General features: G+C 54.8%; 19 protein-coding genes and 1 pseudogene. 2 read left to right on the forward strand and 18 right to left on the reverse strand.

From position 1 onward, the window contains the following. The first annotated feature begins 38 nt into the window (after nucleotides 1–38). The gene (locus tag QZ280_RS13345) at nucleotides 39–1,835 is read left to right on the forward strand and encodes an aminopeptidase P family protein (RefSeq protein WP_293444987.1); all 1,797 of its coding nucleotides are present in this window, start codon (nucleotides 39–41) and stop codon (nucleotides 1,833–1,835) included. Between the two features lie 4 nt (nucleotides 1,836–1,839). On the opposite strand, the gene QZ280_RS13350 is transcribed toward QZ280_RS13345, so the two are convergent. The 15 genes and pseudogenes from QZ280_RS13350 to ftsW form a co-directional block, all read right to left on the reverse strand. After that, nucleotides 1,840–3,444 (reverse strand): chloride channel protein, encoded by a 1,605-nt coding sequence (locus QZ280_RS13350; protein WP_293445206.1) that lies wholly within the window; start codon nucleotides 3,442–3,444, stop codon nucleotides 1,840–1,842. Between the two features lie 79 nt (nucleotides 3,445–3,523). Beyond that, the gene (gene recN, locus QZ280_RS13355) at nucleotides 3,524–5,173 is read right to left on the reverse strand and encodes a DNA repair protein RecN (RefSeq protein ID WP_293444989.1); all 1,650 of its coding nucleotides are present in this window, start codon (nucleotides 5,171–5,173) and stop codon (nucleotides 3,524–3,526) included. A gap of 41 nt (nucleotides 5,174–5,214) precedes the next feature. Continuing rightward, nucleotides 5,215–6,084 (reverse strand): outer membrane protein assembly factor BamD, encoded by an 870-nt coding sequence (locus QZ280_RS13360; protein WP_293444991.1) that lies wholly within the window; start codon nucleotides 6,082–6,084, stop codon nucleotides 5,215–5,217. A 132-nt stretch (nucleotides 6,085–6,216) separates the two neighbouring features. Then, on the reverse strand, nucleotides 6,217–7,137 hold the full coding sequence (gene lpxC / locus QZ280_RS13365) for a UDP-3-O-acyl-N-acetylglucosamine deacetylase (RefSeq protein ID WP_293444993.1): 921 nt from the start codon (nucleotides 7,135–7,137) through the stop codon (nucleotides 6,217–6,219). A gap of 226 nt (nucleotides 7,138–7,363) precedes the next feature. Then, the gene (gene ftsZ / locus QZ280_RS13370) at nucleotides 7,364–9,013 is read right to left on the reverse strand and encodes a cell division protein FtsZ (protein ID WP_293444995.1); all 1,650 of its coding nucleotides are present in this window, start codon (nucleotides 9,011–9,013) and stop codon (nucleotides 7,364–7,366) included. A gap of 173 nt (nucleotides 9,014–9,186) precedes the next feature. Further along, nucleotides 9,187–10,518 carry a cell division protein FtsA gene (gene ftsA / locus QZ280_RS13375; RefSeq protein ID WP_293444997.1) on the reverse strand — a complete coding sequence of 444 codons (1,332 nt, stop codon included), beginning with the start codon at nucleotides 10,516–10,518 and terminating at the stop codon, nucleotides 9,187–9,189. After that, a complete protein-coding gene (locus QZ280_RS13380) occupies nucleotides 10,511–11,452 on the reverse strand; it encodes a cell division protein FtsQ/DivIB (protein ID WP_293444999.1) in 942 nt (313 codons plus the stop codon). Before QZ280_RS13380 ends, ftsA begins: the two co-directional genes overlap by 8 nt. Further along, nucleotides 11,440–12,354: a D-alanine--D-alanine ligase gene (locus QZ280_RS13385; RefSeq protein WP_293445001.1), complete on the reverse strand. Its 915-nt coding sequence runs from the start codon at nucleotides 12,352–12,354 to the stop codon at nucleotides 11,440–11,442. The genes QZ280_RS13380 and QZ280_RS13385 overlap by 13 nt, the downstream gene beginning before the upstream one ends. Before the next feature lie 75 nt (nucleotides 12,355–12,429). Next, nucleotides 12,430–13,359 (reverse strand): UDP-N-acetylmuramate dehydrogenase, encoded by a 930-nt coding sequence (gene murB / locus QZ280_RS13390; RefSeq protein ID WP_293445003.1) that lies wholly within the window; start codon nucleotides 13,357–13,359, stop codon nucleotides 12,430–12,432. 96 nt (nucleotides 13,360–13,455) lie between these two features. Then, nucleotides 13,456–13,671, reverse strand: a complete 216-nt coding sequence (locus tag QZ280_RS13395; protein ID WP_293445005.1) for a hypothetical protein — start codon at nucleotides 13,669–13,671, stop codon at nucleotides 13,456–13,458. Between the two features lie 26 nt (nucleotides 13,672–13,697). Then, entirely contained in the window at nucleotides 13,698–13,793 is a 96-nt protein-coding gene (locus tag QZ280_RS13400) for a DUF2484 family protein (RefSeq protein WP_293445007.1), read from the reverse strand. Further along, nucleotides 13,790–13,954: pseudogene (locus QZ280_RS13405) on the reverse strand (DUF2484 family protein); the annotation flags it as partial. The pseudogene QZ280_RS13405 and the gene QZ280_RS13400, both read right to left, overlap by 4 nt. Nucleotides 13,955–14,083: 129 nt before the next feature. Next, on the reverse strand, nucleotides 14,084–15,496 hold the full coding sequence (gene murC, locus QZ280_RS13410) for a UDP-N-acetylmuramate--L-alanine ligase (protein ID WP_293445009.1): 1,413 nt from the start codon (nucleotides 15,494–15,496) through the stop codon (nucleotides 14,084–14,086). An 11-nt stretch (nucleotides 15,497–15,507) separates the two neighbouring features. Then, entirely contained in the window at nucleotides 15,508–16,611 is a 1,104-nt protein-coding gene (locus tag QZ280_RS13415) for a UDP-N-acetylglucosamine--N-acetylmuramyl-(pentapeptide) pyrophosphoryl-undecaprenol N-acetylglucosamine transferase (RefSeq protein WP_293445011.1), read from the reverse strand. Next, on the reverse strand, nucleotides 16,611–17,774 hold the full coding sequence (gene ftsW / locus QZ280_RS13420; RefSeq protein ID WP_293445013.1) for a putative lipid II flippase FtsW: 1,164 nt from the start codon (nucleotides 17,772–17,774) through the stop codon (nucleotides 16,611–16,613). Before ftsW ends, QZ280_RS13415 begins: the two co-directional genes overlap by 1 nt. A gap of 181 nt (nucleotides 17,775–17,955) precedes the next feature. Here ftsW and QZ280_RS13425 point away from each other — a divergent pair, with 181 nt between their 5' ends. After that, complete coding sequence (locus QZ280_RS13425) at nucleotides 17,956–19,185, forward strand: aminoacetone oxidase family FAD-binding enzyme (protein WP_293445015.1); 1,230 nt, start codon at nucleotides 17,956–17,958, stop codon at nucleotides 19,183–19,185. Here QZ280_RS13425 and QZ280_RS13430 read toward each other — a convergent pair. Genes QZ280_RS13430 through QZ280_RS13440 form a run of 3 tightly spaced genes read right to left on the reverse strand, consistent with a single transcriptional unit; the run spans nucleotide 19,182 to nucleotide 21,958 of the window. Further along, nucleotides 19,182–19,940 carry an SDR family oxidoreductase gene (locus tag QZ280_RS13430; RefSeq protein ID WP_293445017.1) on the reverse strand — a complete coding sequence of 253 codons (759 nt, stop codon included), beginning with the start codon at nucleotides 19,938–19,940 and terminating at the stop codon, nucleotides 19,182–19,184. The two genes, QZ280_RS13425 and QZ280_RS13430, sit on opposite strands and share 4 nt — an antisense overlap. Then, complete coding sequence (locus QZ280_RS13435; protein WP_293445019.1) at nucleotides 19,937–21,406, reverse strand: carnitine 3-dehydrogenase; 1,470 nt, start codon at nucleotides 21,404–21,406, stop codon at nucleotides 19,937–19,939. Before QZ280_RS13435 ends, QZ280_RS13430 begins: the two co-directional genes overlap by 4 nt. Before the next feature lie 9 nt (nucleotides 21,407–21,415). Beyond that, nucleotides 21,416–21,958, reverse strand: a complete 543-nt coding sequence (locus QZ280_RS13440) for a lipocalin family protein (protein WP_365734712.1) — start codon at nucleotides 21,956–21,958, stop codon at nucleotides 21,416–21,418. Between the last annotated feature and the right edge of the window lie 7 nt (nucleotides 21,959–21,965).

The raw sequence follows: 21,965 nt of genomic DNA on the forward strand, positions 1-21,965 counted from the left end.
ACTTTGCGCTCCTCTCACGTCAAAAGAGGATGCGCGCCATGTTTCAAAGCTTTGACACCACCAGCACACCAGAGCATGGCGCAGCGCGTCTTGCAGACCTGCGCACTCAGATGCAAGACGCGCAGCTAGACGGCTTCATCATCCCGCGCGCAGATGCGCATCAGGGCGAATACGTTGCACCTCGGGATGAGCGTTTACAGTGGCTTACAGGTTTCACAGGCTCTGCGGGCTTTTGTTGCGCCCTGCGCGAGACCGCTGGTGTGTTCATCGATGGGCGCTACCGCACGCAGGTGAGATCCCAAGTTGACCTGGCTCAATATAGCCCTGTCCCTTGGCCCGAAACATCGATGGCAGATTGGCTCAAAGAACAGATGCGGAGTGGTGGCACCGTGGGATTTGATCCATGGTTAATGACTCAAGGCCAGTTGAACTTGCATGAAGTCGCGCTTGCTGATAGCGGAATTGTGCTGCGCCCTTGCGATAATTTAGTGGATGCAATCTGGGCGGATCAACCAGCTGCGCCAATGACGCCAGCTTTCGCCTACCCCATTGAATACTCTGGAAAATCCTCTATAGACAAACGCAACGAGTGCGCTGCAGACTTGCAAGAAAAGGGCGAACAAGCAGCAGTGATCACCCTGCCTGACAGCCTTTGTTGGTTGTTGAACATTCGCGGCAATGACGTTTCCAAAACCCCATTGCTCCATGGCTTTGCGATCTTGCACAGCGACGCGCGCGTGCAACTATTCGTGGAGACGTCTAAGGTTGCGAGCCTCGGCCTTGATCCGACTATCGACATCGCACCGCCTTCTGAGTTTAAAGCCGCACTCAGCCAATTCGCAGGCAAAATGCGCTGCGATAAAACCTCTGTGCCGGTCGCCGTGATCGACGCACTCACAAAGGGCGACGCGGAAATTACATATGGCAACGAACCCTGCGTCCTGCCTAAGGCGCGCAAAAACCCTGTCGAGATCGAAGGTACGCGCAACGCTCACATCACAGACGCCACAGCCGTTTGCGAGTTACTCTGCTGGCTTGATCACCAACCCGCCAATAGTATTTCTGAGATCGACGTGGTGAGCCAGTTGGAGCATTGCAGGCGCGCCACCAACGCGCTGCAAGACATCAGTTTTGATACCATTTCTGGCGCTGGACCAAACGGCGCGATCATGCATTATCGCGTCACGAATGAGACTGCGCGCACCCTAAGCGACGGCGACCTTTTGGTACTCGACAGTGGCGGGCAGTACCTCAATGGTACCACCGATATAACCCGCACCATCGCAATAGGTACTGCTGGGAACGAAGAACGCACCGCCTTCACGCGCGTTTTGCAAGGGATGATCGCAATCTCACGTATGCGCTGGCCTAAAGGTCTTGCGGGGCGTGATATCGAAGCGGTTGGACGTGTGCCGCTCTGGCTTGCGGGGCAGGATTTTGATCATGGGATTGGACATGGCGTCGGACATTTCCTTGGCGTGCATGAAGGGCCCCAGCGGCTAAGCCGCGTCAGCCAAATCCCCCTTGATCCGGGCATGATCCTATCCAATGAACCGGGCTATTACCGCGAAAGAGCCTTTGGGATTCGCATCGAAAATCTTGTTGTTGTCTGCGAGGCGGATGTGCCCAAAGGCGGCGATGTACACCGCGTAATGTATGATTTTGAAACGCTCACATATGTGCCAATTGATCGCCGCTTGATCCGAACCGATCTGCTGAATGCGGCCGAACTGGAGTGGATGAACAGCTATCACGCCGCGTGCAAATTCAAGCTCACAGGCAAGCTAAGTGGAGCTGCACAAGTTTGGCTGGATGCAGCGACCATGCCTTTGTAAACGCTTAGCTATGCTCTTCCGCAGCGGTCGTAGCCAACGCACGGTTATAAGCTTTCAACGCATCCACATGATACAAAGCTCCCCACAATTCAGGCGCTTGGCCTTCCCCTGACAAGGTCACCACGGGAATGAAATCAACGCCAAATTTGTCAAAGATCGGCAACGCTGCCTCTAATGTAGCGTTACCATCTACGTAGATCCCTTCCGAAATCATCTCCCAACAGGCGTCCTCATCAAGCCCATCTTCGACCTTGCGCATCACGCCGGCCACACGGAACATCGCCAAAAGATAGGCCTGCGGACCAGCAGCAAGATGGATATTGCGCCGCTCTAACTGCGTTAAAAAGAACGACCGATCCACAAGTCGCGAGGCCAAGGCCGTAGACAACGACACCGACACCATCACCGCAAGGCCCGTTTGCCAATCCCCCGTTAACTCGAACACAATTAAGGTCGTTGAAATCGGCGCTCCCAAAACCGCAGCCGCCACAGCACCCATCCCTGCCAACGCATAAAGCGTGTGTGATCCGCTGATTTCTGGAAACACCGACGTCGCGATCAGACCAAACGCCAAACCCGTCAACGCTCCGATCATCAAGGACGGCGAGAAAATGCCACCCCCCATGCGCCCGCCCATCGTGATGGCGACCGCTGCAACTTTGATCATCGCGAAAACGATCGCTTCGTGCAGCAACAACTTACCTGTCAAAGCGGCCGACGTTGTCTCATATCCCACACCAATGATATGCGGAAACCAGATCGCCAAAAGCCCAAGCAGCGCCCCCGCAAAGGCGGGCCTGATCCAATACGGCAATCCCAATCTACTTTGAAGGCGCGACTCCATATCATCCGCCCAAAACACGCAGCGCATCAAAGTCACAGCGACCAAGCCACAGACCAAACCAAGTATCAGATAGGCTGGAAGCTCTGCATAAAATTCCAGAGCCGTGGTACCTGGCAAAGCGAATTCAGCGGTGTCACCAAAGGCCAAGCGGTTGATCACCGTACCCGCCACGCTGGCGATCACGATGGGGGCAAAAGCGTGCACCGCGAAATGGCGCAATACGACCTCGAGCGCGAACAACGCACCCGCAATCGGAGCGTTAAAACTCGCTGACACCGCCGCAGCAACGGCGCAGCCCAAAAGGTCGCGCCCCGTAATACCATCCGCGCGGATGAGGTTGCTGAGCCAGCTCGAAATCATCGCCGCGATATGCACCACAGGCCCCTCGCGCCCGGTCGATCCCCCCGTGCCAAGTGTGATCATCGACGATAGCGCAGAGGCGACGCCCGCCTTCTTTTCAACCCGACCTTCGTTGAGGGCTGCCCCTTCGATCACGTCCGCAACGGAGCGCACACGCCCATCAGAGGTAAAATGATGCAAAATGATCCCCACAGCGACACCCCCGATCATCGGGATGGTCAAAACCCAATACCACGGCAAATTTGCCGCGAAACTGTGCAATTTGGTGACATCTTCAACGCCGTAAATTTTTGTTTGCAATAGTAAAATACCATATCTGAACAGTACAGCCGCAAGGCCTGCCGCGATCCCGATCAACAAAGCTATAAACCAGAACTGGATCTGCGAAGGACCACGTCGCCGCATATGTGCCCAGACCTGTTTCAGACTGTCTTTGGCATCGTTTAGCACTGTGCCAAGCGCTAAAAGGACAGATTTAATCACATCAACCCGCCAGCAAAGACCGCGCAGCAGCGCGCGCTTCATCGGTGATCGTATCGCCTGAAATCATCCGTGCGATTTCGTCCGTCCGCTCGTCGGGTGACAAGGGCACAACCGTCGACAATGTCGCCTCGTTCACCACATGTTTTTCAACGCGCCAATGATGCCCGCCAAGGGCTGCGACCTGTGGCGAGTGCGTGACAACCAAAACCTGCCCGCCCTCCGCAAGGCTCGCCAAACGACGTCCAACTGCATCCGCTGTCGCTCCGCCAACGCCGCGATCAATCTCGTCGAAAATCATCGTAATACCTTGGCTCTCATTCGACAGACACACCTTCAAAGCCAGCAAAAAGCGACTCAACTCACCTCCCGAGGCGATCTTGTTGAGCGGCCCACTTGGCGCACCGGGGTTCGTGGCCACTGTAAAGGCAACCGCGTCGCGCCCTGTCCCCGTCGCAGGCGTTTCACTCACCTGCGTGGTGAACACAGCGCGCTCCATCTTTAGCGGTGCTAACTCTGTCGTCACTGCCTGATCCAGCGCCATCGCCGCTTTTCCACGTGCGTCGCTCAAGGCCTGCGCGGCACCGTCATACTGCGTATCTGCCTCTTGAGCGGCCGTACGCGCCTCACCCAATTGGGCGTCCCCTGCGTCCAACCCTGCAAGGCGATCGCGTAATTCAACCGCAAACACCCCAAGCTCATCCGGCGTCACATTATGCTTGCGCGCCAAGGCACGGATTGCAAACAAACGCTCTTCGCAATTCTCGAGATCCGTTGAATTGAACTCTAGGTTATCAAGGCAATTCTCAACTCCAGCGCTCGCTTCACCCATTTCTTCTAACGCACGGCTGAGCCGCGCCAAAGGCGCATCCAATTGCCCCTCCGCCTGCGCGGAAACGCCATCAAGCCAGCGGATCGCTTCGCCGATCACACCTTCAGCGCCCTCAAATCCAATCATGCTGTGCGCGCGCGCCACGTCACCACGAATCTTCTCCGCGCCCTGCATCTTGCGTCGCACCGTGTCAAGGGTCGCCTCTTCGCCCGGTTGCGGATCAAGACAATCTAACTCGGCCACAGCGTGACGCAAGAACTCTTCTTCCTCACGCACTGCAGCAATCGCAGCCTTTAATGTCTTCAGAGACTTGCGCGCCACAGACAGTTCTGTCCATGCGCTAGCTACAGCCTTGTGCAGTTTTGGCTGATCAAGAAATGCATCCAAAACGGTCATATGGCCTTTGGGATCTAGCAAGCCACGATCATCGTGTTGACCGTGCAATTCAACCAAGGTTTCGGACAGCGCACGCAGCACTTCGCCAGAACATCGTCGATCATTGACCCAAGCCGTTTTGCGCCCATCGCTGCGGTTCACACGGCGCAGGATCAACTCATGCTCCACAGGTACGCCCGCCTCTTCAAGAACACCTAGTGCTGCGTGGCCCTCCGGCAAATCAAAGACGGCTGTCACTTCGCCTTGCTCCGCACCTGCGCGTACAAGTTCGGCGCGACCTCGCCAGCCCAGAACAAACCCGAGTGAATCCAATAGGATAGACTTACCTGCCCCCGTCTCACCAGTCAAAACATTCAAGCCCGACTGAAAGCCGAGCTCGAGATGATCGATGATCAGGATGTCACGTATTTCGAGCGAGCGTAGCATTTAGCTATCCCTTCGCGCGAACCAGCCGCGCGCATGCAGAATTACAGCCACTTGCCTTGCAACATCTGGCGGTAAACTTGACGCAACCAGCTATCACCCGCCGCTTTCAATTCCAGACCACGCCCTGTGAGCAGCTTGAAACTATCCTCATACCATTCCGTGCTTTTGTAGTTATGGCCAAGGATCGCGCCCGCAGTCTGCGCTTCTTCGTTCAAACCAAGGGACAAATAAGACTCAACTAAACGATGCAGCGCTTCAGGTGTATGGGTAGTCGTTTGGAAATCCTCAACAACGACACGAAAGCGGTTAATCGAAGCGGTATAGTGATCGCGACGCAAATAATAGCGACCTATTTCCATCTCCTTGCCCGCCAAATGATCAAAAGCAAGATCGAATTTCAATATCGCAGAGTTCGCGTATTCACTATCAGGATAACGCTCAATCACGGTGCGAAGGCTCTGCAAGGCCTGGAAGTTCAGGCTTTGATCGCGGCCCACGTCTTCGATCTGGTCATAATAACTCAGTGCCAGTAAATACTGCGCGTAAGCGGCGTCATCATCGGTGGGATAGACATCAATGAAACGTTGCGCCGAGGCGCGCGAATTATCGTAGTCTTTGTCTTTGTGATAGGCAAAAGCCTGCATAATCAACCCGCGTTTCGCCCACTCTGAGTACGGATAAAGACGCTCAACTTCACCGAAATAGAATGCCGCATCATCATCGCGCTTGCGCTCCAACTCGAACTCACCGCGCTCGTAGATTTGTTCGGCTGTAAAAGTGTCTAGGGCAATAGTCGATTCATCGCCCAGAAAACGAGAGACCCCGCCTCCATCACCGCCGCTGCATCCGGCAAGTGTCAGAGTGAGTACAGTCGCAACTGTCAGAGCGTGACGCACAGATTTGCGTTTCATTCCAGCACCTTTGATCGAACCTGTTAGAGTTTTATCTCTGTTTCCACGTCGGTCCTAGCACATAATATTCACATGCAAAATGGCTATACCCCAAAATCTTGGGACAATGCGCATCTTCACGTCATATTGAAGTTAATGAGCCGCAGGAATCTCGCTACGAGTGACACCAGCACCGGGCAGACTGGCATTGATCGAGGCATCGCACTCGACTATTTCATAGGCTGTCGGATCCGCGAACAAAGCGCGCAGCAAAGCGTTGGTCATCGTATGCCCTGCCCGTGTGCCCGTGTAGCGACCCAAAATTGGCGCACCGGCCAGCGACAGATCACCCAAGGCGTCGAGCATTTTGTGACGCACAGCTTCATCCGAATGACGCAAACCACCCGGGCTCAGCACACGGTCACCATCAACAACGACGGCATTTTCCAAAGTTCCGCCTTTGGCGAGACCCTGAGCATACATCGCTTCCACGTCCGAATTGCGGCAGAACGTGCGGCTATTGCACAGCTCACGCACGAAAGATCCGTTCGCCATATTCAGCGACTTACTTTGCGAACCAATCGCTGCGTCTTCAAAATCAATTGCGAAATCTATTGACAGGCTGCGCGCAGGTTCAAACCGCGCCCACCCCGTATCTGTCTGAAATTCAACGGTTTTCAGGATTCTCAAAGCCCAGCCATCATGGCTGAGTGTAAGCACACCTTTGCCTAACAGGCCGCGCACAAACTCTGCAGAGCTGCCATCCATTATCGGCACTTCCGCGTCGTTGATTTCGATCAACGCGTTGTTAACACCACATCCAACGAGTGCTGCCATGATATGTTCAATGGTAGACACAACCGTTCCATCTGCATTCTCGATCTTAGTGCACAACGGCGTTGGTTTCACTGCATCCCAACGTGCTGGCACCATCGCGTCAACACCCGTGACGTCACTGCGGCGAAACCAAATCCCGTGTCCGGCAGACGCCGCATGCACAGTCATCTCGACAGGCGCACCAGAATGCAAGCCGACGCCAGCAAAAGTAACAGATGATTTCAAAGTCGTTTGCAAGGCAATCTCCGATACCAGACAGTCAAGCCTCGCCGTTCTGAGCTACAGTGATCTGATAACGATGCAGGTAGAAACCCTCAACTCAAACTTTGTAACGGTCTGAAACATGATTATCAGGCGGTTAAGCGGGTTTCTGCTGAGCATGCTCAAACCCACCGCAAAAAAGCTATTTCAAACGAAAAAAGGACGCCCGAAAGCGCCCCTCTTAAATCAAGTTAATTTTAATTTAGTTTGCTTGGCGGCGCAAAAATGCAGGGATTTCGATGCGCTCTTGCTGAGGATCGCTCTCTGCGACTTGCCGAGCTGCAGGTTGCCCCATTTGCATTTGAGGTTGCTGACGCGCAGGCTGCGCTGGGGCACCCTCTTGGCCATGACCAGTCATGCGGTTGATCAAGGAATTGATGCCAAAACGTGGGCGTTCAACCTCGGCAGATGCAGCAGGTTTCTGGTATTGTGACTGTTCTACGGGCGCACGGTGAACTGCAGCTTGCAACCGAGCCATCGCTTCTGGTGACGGCGCGCCCAAGCTTGATGCTTTTAGTGCGTCATAACCTGCTTGCCCTGGTTCTTGCATCGCTTGTGGCTCAAACGCAGGTGGCTGATATGCGGGCGGTGGCAGGTCTTCTTCAACAGGCGCTGGCGAGCGCTGCTGACTGCGATCCGCGATAAAGCTTGGAAGTTCAGGCTGGAATGCTCCTGCTTCTTCCTCGAAAATAACTTCCGCTTGCTCAGAGGCCGCGGCAGCTCGCGTGTTCATTTCTTCAGAAAAAACACGCTCTTGCGCGACAGGTGCCGTGGTTGCGACAGATGAAATCGTAACAAGTGCTGCGGGGGCTGGCTGCTCTTCTACTTGCGTAGCCAAAGGCTGCGCCATGGAGCGGCGCGGCACTGGTGTTTCGTTGGTCGTTGCAAGTGCGTCGATGCCCGTAGCAACAACGGAGACACGCATGCCGCCCTCCAAAGATGGATCCATTGTGGAACCCACAATGATATTGGCGTCTGGATCGACCTCTTCGCGAATGCGGTTCGCCGCTTCGTCGAGCTCGAACAATGTAAGGTCGCTGCCACCCGTGATGTTGATAAGAACACCCTTAGCGCCGCGCAGTGAAATCTCATCCAACAGCGGGTTGGCAATCGCTTTCTCGGCCGCTTGGATCGCACGATCCTCACCTGTCGCTTCTCCCGTGCCCATCATCGCCTTGCCCATCTCATCCATTACAGCGCGTACGTCTGCAAAGTCGAGATTGATCAAGCCGGGACGCACCATCAGATCTGTGACACCCTTAACACCTTGGTAAAGCACATCATCTGCAAGACTAAACGCCTCGGTGAAAGTAGTTTTTTCATTAGCCAGACGGAACAGGTTTTGGTTTGGAATAATGATCAGCGTATCGACAACTTTCTGAAGAGCTTCAACACCATCTTCAGCCTGCTTCATACGCTTACCGCCCTCAAACTGGAACGGCTTGGTAACAACACCAACAGTCAGAACACCCAATTCACGCGCCGCTTGTGCGATAATTGGCGCCGCACCTGTTCCAGTACCACCGCCCATTCCGGCTGTGATGAAACACATGTGCGCACCTGCGAGGTGGTCAACAATTTGTTCGATGCTCTCTTCGGCAGCGGCAGCACCAACAGTTGCACGCGCACCGGCACCGAGACCTTCAGTAACTTTAACACCCAGCTGAACCCGGCTTTGCGACATCGATTGTTGCAGCGCCTGCGCATCCGTGTTCGCGACCACGAAATCCACACCATCAAGTTCTTTCTCGATCATGTTGTTGACAGCATTGCCGCCCGCTCCGCCCACGCCAAATACCGTAATGCGTGGCTTCAAGTCTTCCTGTCCTGGCACCGTTAGGTTCAATGTCATGTTCTGTCCGCCTGTGTCTGCCGATCCATTTTCGGATCATTTTTGTTGCCTGATTGCTTTTAGCTTAACCAAGTGATTCGGTGACGTCACGCAAAAAAGCGAAAAACTCACAAAATGTGCGGGTCTTTCAGCGGATTTCTGCCGTATTTAGCCTAAACGGCCAGATGTAGCGGTTACCAATTGTCGCGGAACCACTTTACAGCGCGTTTGATAGAACGCCCTTGATTATTCTCAAGAATTTCAAAGTCCCACAATTCGTCTTGTGGATGCGCCGCAAACAGGCACAAACCAACTGCGCTGGAGAAGCCGGAGCCTGTGGTTGCACCAGGCAACCCACGCACACGCAAAGGCCGACCAAGGCGTACTTGCTGGCCCAAAATTTTGCTTGCCAAACCGTCAAGCCCCGGGATTTGGCTGCCCCCGCCTGTCAAGACAATTTGTTGGCTCGCCAGGTGATCAAATCCAGCGGCATCAAGACGCGCGCGCACGTCTTCTAGAATTTCTTCGACGCGAGGACGCATAATCCCGATCAGTTCCGCACGGCTCACTTGGCGACGATCGTGATCCCAATCGCCCGTGTCACCGCCTGTGTCGATCATGTCGCGATCATCCATGCCCGTTGCCACAACACCGCCGTTCACTGTTTTAATCCGCTCGGCTGTGGTCATCGGCACTTGCAAGCCCATCGAAATATCCGATGTTATGTGATTGCCACCCATGCGAACGGCATCGGCGAAAATCATGTGCTTTTTCATAAAGATAGAGATGCTGGTCGCCCCCCCCCCCATATCAATACACGCCGCGCCCAGTTCCTGTTCATCCTCAACCAGTGTGGAAATGCCCGACGCGTAAGCAGAAGACGCAACGCCAGCAAGTTCAAGATCACAGCGCCGCACACAATGTGCGAGATTTTGAATTGCCGCCGCATCAACGGTCAACATGTGCATATCAGTGTTCAACTGCTGGCCAATTTGGCCACGCGGATCACTGAGACCAGATCGATGATCCAGCATAAAATTCACAGGCTGCGCATGCAAAACTTCGCGCCCCGGCCCTAAATCAGGCACATCACAGGACGACAGCACGCGCGCCACATCCTGCTCGGACACAACCGTATTTTCGATTTCAACAGACCCGTCGAGCCCGTAAGAGCGCGGCTCCGCACCAGAAAAGCAGGCAATCACGTGATCCACGCGAATTTGCGCCATTTTCTGCGCAGACTGGAGCGCTGTGCGAATGGCGCGTTCTGTTTCTGACATGGCGCTGATTTCACCAAAACGGACGCCGCGCGAACGCGTCGTTGCAGCCCCAATCACGCGAAATCCGGTCTGTCCCGCAAGGGAGCTGACGCCTTCGGTTTCGCTCACCTTATCCGAGCCATCAAAGCGTAAAATCAGACATACAATCTTGGAACTGCCCACATCCAAAATCGCTACGACACCGCGCTGCATCGCTGCTTTTCGCATACTGCGCATTGCACGCTGAGAGCTATAAAGATCATTCATTATAAGGGACTTTCACTGCTGTCGTCTTGATGCGCCATAGTTCTTGCACGGCGTTCTCGTTCATTCGAATTGTCGGCCTGTGCGCAAGGCGCATGTCAACACGCGCCAAATCACGCTCAAGCACGTCTTGGACTTGGTTCAGCGCAATCACGCGCTCAAGCGCCCGCACGGGATCGTCTTTAGGAAGCATGATCCGCTGATCACGATCCAACACTACATCCCAACGCCGCGCACCCATGCGCACGAGCCCCTTAAGGCGATCATCCAAAGGTGCCGCCGCCGCCATCAATTCCTGCGCTTCAACAACGGCTTCGTCCGCGCCATCACCTGCAAGAATTGGCAATTTCGGGTAGTCATCACGATCAAGGGCAATGCCAATGTAGACACCCTCTTTGTCGAGACGAAACAACCCATCATGCGTACGCCAAAGCGCAGCCACTTGGCGTTCATCCACCGTGACTTGCAACACACCACCCGGCTGAAGATGCACATCTGCGCCGCGCACAGGGTTCATATCGGCTATGGTTTTTTGGACGTTTGATAGCTCGATATCAAATGAGCTAACGGGGAATTTGATCGATATAATTTCGTGAATGGCAGAGGCAACGTCTTCGCTCGCCCCGTCAACCTGCATCAAATGCACCATGAACTCAGGGCGCTCTTCGATGTTGGTACGCATCTCTGCGACGACATCCTGCAACTCCGTGCGGCGCGCTTCGTCTGACAAGTAGACCAGCCCTAACGAAAAGGTCAGCGCGAAAGGCACACCCACACGCAGGGAAAACCGAAAGAGCGGCGTCAACATCAAACGTTGAAGACGATAAGACCAACGCGATGGCGCGGGATCGGCCTTGCGCCGCTTAGACGCACGGCTCAGCACACTACCACCTTGCCTCTGTGGGCCGCCAGATGGGGCTGGGCCTACCTGTTGCATGACGCATCCTCAACCATCCAAGAACACAACTCGGGAAAACTCATACCAATCGCTTGGGCCTGCTCGGGCGACAGAGACGTTGCGGTCATGCCGGGCTGAGTGTTGGTTTCCAGCAAAATTAGCCCTGCCAAACCGCGGGTTTCATCCCAGCGAAAATCTGTACGTGATACGCCGCGACAACCTAATGCCTCATGGGCGCGTACGGCATAGTCAATGCAGGCATCCCAGATCTCTTGCGGGATTTGTGCGGGTACAACGTGGCGCGATCCGCCTTCTTTGTACTTTGCATCATAATCATACCAACCATCCGTCAGGATGTCGGTGACAGTCAGCGGGCGATCCCCCATGACTGTCGCTGTCAATTCGCGGCCCGGTGCAAACGCTTCAACCATGACCATTTCGGGCATCGTGTCATCAAGTTGCGGCGGACCATTTGCCGCCTCATCGACGAGATACACACCCACGGAGGAGCCTTCACTATTGGGCTTCACCACATAAGGCGCGTCCATCAAATGACGCGCGCGCACGTCGGCGGCAGGCACGATAATGCTTTTCACAATCGGCAAACCGACCCGTGCGAACATTTCTTTGCTGCGCTGCTTGTCCATCGCCAAAGCCGAGGCCAAAACACCAGAATGCGTGTAAGGAATTTGCAACCATTCAAGCATCCCTTGAACGCACCCATCTTCACCCCAACGCCCATGAAGCGCATTGAACACGACGTCAGGCGCAAGTGCGATGAGACGGGCCGCCAAATCAGCGCCCGCATCGATTTCCGTCACTTGGTATCCGTGTTCCCGCAAAGCTGCTGCGCATGCGCGCCCAGAGGACAATGACACTTCGCGTTCAGCCGAAGGTCCGCCCATCAAAACAGCTACGTTGCGGGGTTGCCTGATCGACATTCCCAACTCGTACCTCAAATACTTGTAAGAGCTGCTCGCTCTTTTGCCACCGAAGCATCCGTTTCTCGGACACAGCTATTTTTGCGGGACCGGTTCGCCGATCCTCAACACTTCCCAGTTTAACGTTATTGATTGTGTTTGGAAAACCTTTTTTCGCACCATCTCGCCCAAACCCTCAAGATCTGCAGCAGTTGCGCCACCGGTGTTGATCAAAAAGTTCGGATGTTTGGTGCTCATTTGTGCACCACCAAGGGTCGCACCACGCATGCCAGCCTCATCAATGACCTTCCACGCCTTAAGTTCATGGGTGTCATCCGCCTGCCCTGTGGATGAAAAACCAGCAGGATTGCGAAAGGTACTCCCCGCAGTGCGATTTCTCGTGGGCTGCGTTTCATCGCGCTTGCGCAGCTGCTCTTCCATCTTGGCGTGCAGCGTTTCGGGATCGCCCCGTTCTGCGCGCAGCACAACTTCGGTCAGAACGTAGCCCTCGGGCAAGCTGCTTTGGCGATAGGCAAACTCCAGCTCATCGGTACTAAAGCGCACTTCTTCACCCGCTCGCGTCACGGCCGTCGCTTCCACGAAATGATCCGCCACATAACTGCCATAGCACCCTGCGTTCATCCGCACAGCGCCACCAATTGCGCCAGGGATCGTGCGCAGAAACGTCAAATCTAACCCCGCATCCGCCGCTTTGCGCGCCACATGTGCATCCAGAGCAGCCACACCAACGCGCATCGTTTCACCTTCAAACTCGATATGGTTGAACCCGCGCCCCATGCGGATTACAGCCCCTTTGATACCGCCATCGCGCACGATCAAATTCGACCCGACGCCCATCGGGAACACCGAGGTCTCTATCGGTAAGGCCCTAAGAAAGGATTGAATATCGTCCTTATCTGCAGGTTGAAAGAACATTTCCGCGGGACCACCTACACGCAACCACGTTAAATCAGCCAAAGGGCGATCCATCCTGATCTTACCACGAATATGAGAAAAGTCGGTCATAAGTTGCTCAATCTGCTAATTCGGCTCGGTTTCGATCCTGTTTAGAGCGCGCTTAGCACATTGAAAAGAGTCCGCGTGCACCCCTTAGCTCAACGGCTACTCCGTTTCGAGCTCGATCCCAGGCGCATCACTCTCAACAAGATCCAACGTCTCTTTTCCCGCTTCAAGATCCTCGCTCTGATACTTTTTAAACGCGACTCTGTCTTCCACAACAGGCTCTTCACGCGCCAGATTATCCCGCTTCACCACGCGACGCTTTTCGCCAACAGCCTTGCGCGCGAACTTGCCCGTTACGCGTCTATAGCTGCCCAATAAAGGCTCCACAGTGCAATCAGCATTTAGGCATTGCGCCAGTGGTAGTTTTTTGAAGGAAATATTGCGATCACATTGGCGAACACAAGCCACACAAACGCCAGAACCAAGGATGTGCTCATCGCGGCAGCTCTACATGTTCACCGCGCGCTTTGCGCCACAAATAGCGCAAAGGATTGCGGAACATCGACAGGAACGCCAGCATGCTAAGCACGAACCAGAACCAGCCATGTTGATAGCAAATAAAAGCGAGCAACACAGGGGCCGCGAGCAGCATGATCCCAACGGGCCAATATTGGCGTTAGATCGGCAGCATCGCAACGACGGCAGCCAAAAGCACATAGACTGACGCAAAAATCAGCGACAAAATCATACTATTGCTCCCCTGAATTATCGGCGAAAATTCGCGCCCCTATTTCAAACATGCGGGCAATTCGTTTGCCCATGCGGAAATCGTACCCGCCCCGAGACACACGACCATATCGCCCGGTTTCGCTTGCTCTTTCACCAAAGCCGTCAGCTCATCCTGTGTAGTGATAGAGCGCGCATGGCGGTGTCCATGACGGATCAAGCCCGCCACAAGATCATCGCGTGATGCCCCCTCAATCGGCTCTTCGCCCGCTGCGTAAATCTCTGTGATCGCCACAACGTCGGCTTCGTTAAAGCAGGCGCAGAAATCTTCAAAGTGGTGGTGCAAACGCGTATATCGGTGCGGCTGATGGATCGCGATCACACGCCCTTCGGACGCTTGGCGCGCCGCTTTCAGAACCGCTGAAATTTCGGTTGGATGATGACCATAGTCGTCAATGATCGTCACGCCATTGATCTCCGCAACTTTGGTGAAGCGCCGGTTCACCCCACCAAACGCAGCCAAAGCGCTGCGAATTTCGTCGCCTGACATGCCCAGATGGCGGGCCACGGCAACCGCGGACAAGGCGTTGGACACGTTGTGATCGCCCGGCATCGGCAAGGAGCAGCCCTCAATCACTTGATCTTCGTTCTGCAGATGGATGTCGAACATCGCGACGCCGCCTTTGTAATGAAGCCCCACCCCGCGCACGTCCGCTTGGGCGTTAAAGCCATAGGTCACCACACGTCGATCCGTCAGTTTGCCAACTAGCGTTTGCACATCTGCATCATCGGTGCAGCAAATCGCGAGGCCATAAAAGGGGATGTTCGATGTAAAATCGAGGAAGCCTTTATGCAGATTTTCCTCTGTGCCCCAATGCTCCATATGTTCAGGATCGATATTTGTGACAATCGCAATGGTCGCGGGTAAGCGGTTGAACGTACCATCGCTTTCATCCGCTTCCACAACCATCCATTCGCCCTGCCCCATACGCGCGTTGGAGCCATATGCGTGGATGATCCCGCCGTTTACAACTGTAGGGTCAAACTTGCCCGCATCGAGCAAAGTCGCGACCATCGTTGTGGTCGTCGTCTTGCCATGCGTACCTGCCACCGCGATGTTGAGCTTGAGGCGCATCAGTTCCGCGAGCATTTCTGCGCGGCGCACGACGGGTAGTCCGCAACGCCGCGCTTCATCGAGTTCTGGATTACCCGGCTTGATTGCAGAAGAGATTACGACGACTTCGGCACTTTCGAGGTTTTCGGCCTTCTGCCCTACAAAAATATGCCCACCAAGTTTCGCAAGGCGATCAGTGATCGGCGAAGACTTCAGATCCGAGCCTTGCACAACATAGCCATGGTTCAACAGCACTTCGGCGATGCCAGACATGCCGATGCCACCGATACCTACGAAATGAATAGGCCCCACATCACCCGGAAGTTTCGTGGGCGGGCTCATCGACAGGGCTGCATTCATGGGAAGGTCTTTCAGTTGGAATTAGGGGTCGCGAGGTGCTCCACCAGAGCGGCCAATTGTTGTGTTGCATCCGGCTTGCCACAGCTCAATGCGGCTTGCGCCATCGTGTTCGCACCCTTTTCATTGCCCAGAACCAGCATCAATTGCTCTGTCAGGCTTTCCGGTGAGAAACTGGCTTCTGGCATCAAAATTGCTGCGCCTGCTTCAGTCAGACCACGCGCATTTGCGGATTGATGATCCGCGGTTGCTGCCGCGAACGGAACAAGGATCGACGGGCGTCCAATGACGGAAATGTCGGCGACAGAAGAAGCCCCTGCGCGACTGATCACCAATTGCGCTTCGCTCATGCGATTTGGAACATCTTTAAAAAAGGGTTGCACATCGGCGCTGATGCCGTGCTCTGCGTAATACTCTGCCACACGCTGCTCGTCCTCATCGCGCGCTTGATGGCTGACTCGGAGGTTTTGCAGGATTTCCAACGGCAAAGCGGCAATGGCTGGGGGGACAACATCCGACAGGATCCGCGCTCCTTGAGAGCCTCCCATGACAAGTAAGCTCATTGGGTAACCCCCAGGAGGAATGTAGCCTGCGCCCGCACGATCAAGCACAGTTGCGCGCACGGGATTGCCCGTGTGATGCGCCTCGATGCCCGCAGGCAATTCTGTCGGCCAAGTGCCGCAAGCAATGCTATCCACACGTTTCGCGAAGACCTGATTCACGCGACCAAGCACTCCGTTTTGTTCATGGATCATGCGCGGCCGGCGTAAAATGGTTGCGGCCGCGAGCGCGGGAATGGACGGATATCCACCAAAGCCGACAACGACCGTTGGCTTGTCGCCAAGTATCTTGAAGATCGAACCGATAACACCGCCTGCAATGCGCGGCAGCACCGCAAGCTTGGCCAAAACCCCACCGCGCGCGAAAGTGGCGCTGGCAATTTGTTCGATCTCCACCGTGTGAGGAAAGCCGCCTGTATAGCGCGCGCCGCGTGCATCTGTGCTGAGCTTAACGCGCCAGCCTTTGCGCAACATGTGTTCGGCCAAAGCTTGAGCCGGAAACATATGGCCGCCCGTGCCACCAGCTGCGATCACCAAAAGGGGTGTTTTGTCACTCATCACTTACGTCCTCGAAGAAGATCACCGATTTGGCCCTGTGGCCGAGTGCGCGTGAGGGCCAAAAGCATGCCAACTGCAATACCACCTGCAATCAAAGACGAGCCACCGTAGCTGACGAAGGGTAGCGTCATGCCTTTCGCGGGCAACAAACGCACTGCTACGCCAAGATTGATCATCGCTTGCACCGTGAACATGCAGGCCAGACCTGTGCCTGCGAGGCGGATAAACGGATCACGTTCGCGCATGAGGCGCAAAAGGGAACACACGATGATAATCGTGTAGACCACAATGATGCAAAGCACGAGGAAGAGGCCATATTCTTCTGCCGCGACCGCGATGATAAAGTCGGTGTGCGCGTCGGGCAGCGACCATTTCACTTCGCCCTCCCCCACACCGACGCCAAAGAAACCACCCTCGCGGATCGCGTTGCTGGCGTAGCCTAGCTGCGTTGTCGGATCCACATCTGTTGAGAGGAACCCGTCAATACGACGCGCGAAATGTTCTGAGTTATTGTAAGCAACCATGCCGCCTGCGACGACAAGACCCGCCATGCCAAGGAGAAGCGTCATGGGGGCCCCTGCCACGAAATACATGACACCCCAACCGAACAAGATCAGAGAGGCTTGCCCGAAATCAGGCTGCATCACGAGGATCAGAACGATCGTTATGGTCAACATAAAGGACCAGAGGCGTCCAGGAGGTCCGCCAATTTCTTGCGAGGCCGCCATCATCCAAGCGGCCACAATAATGAAGCCAGGTTTGAGAAATTCGGAAGGCTGCACCGATGCGAACCCCAAGGAGTACCAGCGTGTGGCCCCTTTGCCGAAGTCCGTGCCGAAGAACGGCAACAAGATCAACGCGATGAAAGCAGCCACAAAGCCAAGCACCGCAAGACGGCGCACGACAACGGGGTTGAGCATAGATGTGATAAACATCGCAGTAAGCGCGAGACTACCAAAGAACGCTTGCCTTTGAACGTAGTGAAACGGCTCGAAGCCGTTCTTAGCCGCGAGAGGCGGAGATGCGGCAAGGCCGAGCAAAAGACCAATACCGAAGAGAATGAGAATGCAAGAGATCGACCATTTGTCGACCGTGCGCCACCACTTTGGAAGAATAGGCTCGCCATCCCGCACGGGGACGCTGCCATACACCATTTCTGTCATAGATCACCGCTGATCGTTGCCTCTTTCATGTCCCGTTTGCCAGGATCTAAACTCTGTTTAGCGAATCAGTGATTCGAATGCCAGCTTTGTTTGCTATTAAGCGAATTGCCGCAAAGTGGCATGCTTGATGTGCATGGCCAAGCCTATCCGAATTGCCTACGGCGAAAGTTTATCTCAAAAAATGAAGAGGCTTGAGTTTGCAGGTCTTCGCGTGCAGATGAAGGATATGGATTTTGACACGATCATTATTGGCGCGGGCGCTGCGGGCATGATGTGTGCTGCGCATTCTGGTGGTCGCACCTTGGTGCTTGATCACGCAAAAGCTGCAGGTGAGAAAATACGCATCTCAGGCGGTGGGCGTTGTAATTTTACTAATTTAGGAGCTTCAAGCGCCAATTTTATCTCTCAAAACGCGCATTTTTGCAAGTCCGCCCTTAGCCGATATACGCAATGGGACTTCCTAGACCTGATCGCAAAGTATGAGATTACTTGGCATGAGAAGACCTTGGGGCAATTGTTTTGTGACGGATCTGCAAAGCAGATTGTTGCGATGTTGCTGGAGGAAATGAAGTGTGCAGGCGCTGATTTGTGGCTGAATGCGTCGGTCAAACAGGTGGATCATGACGGCAGAGCCTATCGTTTATCGGTTTTTTGTGACGGTAAAAGCATTGATCTGAGTGCGCGTAATTTGGTGCTAGCAAGCGGTGGAAAATCGATCCCGAAGATGGGAGCTACTGGGCTTGCCTATGATATTGCTCGGCAATTCGGGCTTGGCTTAACGGACATTCGCCCTGCCCTCGTGCCGCTCACCTTTTCGGATCAACGCTACGCCGCGATTTCTGGGGTCAGTGCGCCCTCGCGGGTGTCGGCGAATGGCACCGCTTTTGAAGAAGCCACTTTGTTTACCCATCGCGGCCTATCAGGACCTGCGATTTTGCAAGCCTCCTCCTATTGGCTCGACGGGGATCCGGTGGTTTTAGATATTGATCCGAATGGCAGCTTGTTTGAGGCCTTGCGCACTGCGCGGCAGGCGCAGGGCAAGAAAGATATAACAACGATTTTGACGCAGTCTTATCCGGCTCGATTAGTGCAGCACTTGAGCGAAGAAATGGGTATTGGCGGCCGGATCGGCGATCAGTCAGATCGAGCTTTGCAAGAGCTGTGTGACAAGCTCAGAAATTGGTCCCAGGTGCCAACGGGCAGCGAAGGGTATCGTACTGCGGAAGTCACTTTGGGTGGCATTGGCACAGATCACGTTTCATCGAAAACGATGGAGGCGAAGGCGAAAAAAGGGCTTTATGTGATAGGTGAGGCAATTGATGTAACCGGTTGGCTTGGTGGATATAATTTTCAATGGGCATGGTCGAGTGGCTGGGCCGCAGGTACGGCTGTAGCCGCCACTTTGAATTAGATCTTCGGGTCGGGATTCTCAGTGTGACCGTCAACCGCTATGACCTGACCGGAGACCAAACGCGCAGCATCACTACCCAAGAACACCGCCATGTTTGCGATATCTTGTGCGGTGACAAATGAGCCCATGGATGTGCCGCTTGCGTAGCCTTGATAGACTTCATCGCGCGTCGTGTTTTTTGCTGCCGCTTCACGGGTGAGAACCCCTTCCATACGCGGGCCTTCCACCGCCCCTGGGCAAATCGCATTGGCGCGAATGCCATGCGGTCCCAGCTCCATCGCGAGGGTTTTCATCAGGCCGATTACCCCCCATTTTGCCGCCGCATAGGGAGCGCGATTTGGATAGCCGTATTGGCCTGCAGTTGAAGAAATCAAGATGAGTGCGCCTTTGCCCGCGCGCTTCATCAAAGGGGCTGCGTATTTCGCGCTCAGGAATGCGCCACCTAAAGTGGTTGAAACGCAGGTATTCCAGTCCGCCCACACGACATTTTCGACTTTTGCGGTTGGCCCTGCAACGCCCGCATTGGCACAGACCACATCTACAGTGCCCCAGACAGCAGCGATTTCGTCAAACAAAGCACACATTTGCGCATCATTAGCAACATCCACACAAGATTTGCGCCAGCTCGCTGGGCAGGATTGCAGCGCGTCTTTATCAATATCTGTGATCCAGACCTCACTACCTGATGCGGCGAAGGCCGCAGCCAAAGCATAGCCAATGCCTTTAGCCCCTGCTGTGATGAGAACGAGCGTCATTTTCGCACGCCAACCGACGCTCCCGCCGCATCTGGGCGTGGCAAAGCGCTGTGACCTTGGGCGATACGGGTCAGGTTAGCTTCAATCGCAGCGCTTGGCGCAGAAGGACGGCGCGTTTCCAAGCTTACGTGGATCAACATATGCTCTCCCGTCGCCAAGAGGCGCGCCCCGTCATACATTTCATGCCACAGGTGCATTTTCTTACCGTCGCCCAACAAGACCTGCGTGCGTACCTCGATGCGCGTGCCCGCGTGGACCTCGTCGATATGGCGGATATGAGTTTCGGCGGTGAAATAACTGCCGCCCGTCGCGATGTAATCCGCGTCGCAGCCCACCAGCTCCATAAAGCGATCCGTGGCATCGCCGAAAGCCTGCAGATAGCGCGCTTCGTTCATGTGGCCGTTGTAATCGGTCCAATCGAGGGGAACCGTACGTTTCGATGTGACCACATGCTGGGTCGGATCTATGTCTGCAGCCATTGCGTCCATGCCGCTGAGCGCCGCGAGTGTTTGATCGTGGGCCTTCGTGGTCGCACCCGCCCCCCAATTGCCCGCGCGCAGCGAACGGATGATGCCAACGAGATTGCTATCGCGCACGCGCTCAAGGTCACGCGGACTGAGTGCACCGGACTGCGTATCACATTGATCGCCCACCATTTCGACAAAATCATCTGTAAGATCAGGCACATCCATCAGTTTCGTCCAAGGCCATTTGAGGCAAGGGCCGAACATCGCAAGCATTGCACGCATACCGCCTTCGCCGCCCGCAAGGTGGAAGGTTTGCATCGTGCCCATCTGCGCCCAGCGAAGGCCGGGGCCGTAGGCGATTGCTGCATCGAGTTCCTCTGCGGTAGCGACCTCATCCTTAAGCAGCCAGAGCGCTTCGCGCCAAAGCGCTTCTTGTAGGCGGTCGGAGAGGAAGCCTTCGATCTCGACACGACAATGAAGCGGATGCATGCCGATGGAGCTGTAAAGGGCCTTGGCTTTTTCAATATTAGCAGAGTCAGTTTTCTGGCCTGCAACCAGTTCGACCAGAGGCAACAGATAGACCGGATTGAATGGATGCGCGACGATCAATCGTTCGGGGTATTGCAGTTGGCTTTGCAGATCAGTCGGCATAATGCCGGAGGTTGAGGACGCGATGATGCCCGTTGAGTTGGCGGCCTCAATCTCTGCATAGACGCTGTGTTTTACATCCAACCGCTCAGGCACAGCTTCGACGATCAGATCGCAGCCTGAAACAGTATCTGAGATTTTGTTACAATGGGTTAGCGAGCCTTCTTTAGGCAGCTCGACATCAGTTAACCCTGGCAAAGCGCGACGTGCATTTTCAAGAACGGAGCCGATCTTGCGCTCGGAATCCGGATCAGGATCATAGAGACGCACATTCCAGCCGTTCAACATGAAACGAGCGGCCCAACCGCCCCCAATGACGCCGCCACCGACGATTGCTACACCTCTAGTCATGCCTTGATCCTATTTCTGAAGAACGTCTTCTAATTGAATGACATCATATCCATTTTTAGAGAGTACAACTTCCGCCTTGGCGCGCTCTTTCGCATTAATGCGCGGGGTGCGCGCCAAAATCCAGCCGGTTGTTCCTTTCGGGCTGCCCACCACCGCGAGGCTGTAATCAGGGGCCACATAGAGCACCCAATAGTCGCCACGCGCGAAGGGAAGCCAAGGCACAAAGTTCACCGACAAGCGCCCCGGCGCTTCGACACGAGCACTTCCGTCTGCAACCTCAACCTTGCCGTTTAGGGTGCTTTTGCGGCACGTGTTGAGCACCCGCACATCGCCGTCTGCACGCATTGAATATTCGGCCGTGACCCCGACACATCCGCGTTCAAACCGGTTCGGAAAACGGGCAATTTCATACCATTTCCCAAGATATTTTTTCAAATCCAGCCCCGCCTGAACTGCCATTGGAACAGAGCGGTCACGGTAGTTCGCTGCTTCGGCTTGAACCGCAAAACTGATGAAGGCCGCCGCGATGAGGGTGTTAAGAATAATACGCATGATAATA

The sequence above is a fragment of the Planktotalea sp. genome (assembly GCF_018607995.1).
Lineage (GTDB): Bacteria > Pseudomonadota > Alphaproteobacteria > Rhodobacterales > Rhodobacteraceae > Planktotalea.